Origin of the sequence: Floridaenema aerugineum BLCC-F46 (genome assembly GCF_041929345.1) — a bacterium.
GTDB classification, from domain to species: Bacteria; Cyanobacteriota; Cyanobacteriia; order Cyanobacteriales; family Aerosakkonemataceae; genus Floridanema; species Floridanema aerugineum.
Map to the genome: position 1 here is coordinate 1 of NZ_JBHFNQ010000072.1, position 1,056 is coordinate 1,056.

Annotated in this window: 1 protein-coding gene; it reads left to right on the top strand. The window is 29.4% G+C overall.

Features of this window, described 5'->3' with window-relative positions:
• On the top strand, positions 1-324 hold a 324-nt coding region (locus tag ACE1CC_RS09565), incomplete at its 5' end, for a hypothetical protein (RefSeq protein ID WP_413270236.1).
• Between the last annotated feature and the right edge of the window lie 732 nt (positions 325-1,056).

A 1,056-nucleotide genomic window follows, 5' to 3' on the forward strand; every position in this document is an offset into this window, starting at 1 on the left:
AAGCAGAAGAAGTTAGCGACATTTCGGATAGATGCCGATGAATGGGTTGCTTTTCAGGAGTGGGCAAGGCGTAGCGGCACAAATGCTTCGGCAATACTTGTTAACTATATTGAGGAATGTCTAGAGCTCCCACCGACAAGGCTTCCTCGCTTCCCCATGGAACGAATGAATAAAAATATAGATAAACGCCTAGATAATATAGAAGAAAGGCTCAAACTTCTGGAAACATCTCTTGAGGCACGTATTCAAAAGGAAGTCCAACAACAGATAGCTATCTCTAATCAAGAATTTATGCAAAAAAATAAAATTAATGAAGTTTCATAAATTAAGGGTTTTCAGCTTCTTCTCGTCCAACAGTTTTTTCTTGGTTTGATTGTGGAAAAACTGATTTTATTTAATTTATTATTATCTCCATTATTAGTAATAAAACTTGCATTGATAAAATAAAAATAGCAGAAAAGATTGACAAATACTATTGATATATTTGAAATATTTCCTGTCAATTATTTTAATAAAAAACTAAAGAAAATTAAGCAATAATTTCATTTAACATACATAGTTATAATAATTATAAACAAAATGAAATTTACTCAAGCAATAAAAATATTTTAATTTTTGTTAGTCAAGCAATAAAGTAATATCTAAATTAGAATTTATCAAATTTATTGATCATAAACATTATTTGTTATCTTGATAAAAACTAATAATCAACTTAACATTTTAAGTATAAAATAAAACTAAGCATTTTTAAAGCTTAAGTATAAGAGCGTGATTAATTTAGGGAAAAAATTAGGGAAGCAATTGAGAGAGCATAGGAGCGTACTTTTCAAATTGGGTGGTGTATTCTTTTAAGGGGAATAATTTTTGCCTCCCTGAGAGATGGAAGAAAGCAAAAATGACTACCTGTAATAGGTCACAGGTAATCATTTTTACTCTCATTTCTCCAAATCCAATCAGTAAAGGACTTGCAAAAATTCCTCTTTTCTGGGTAATCAAACCATCAGTTTGAGTAAAAAGTAAAAATTTATACTATTAAAGTTCAGTAAGAAAATGTCA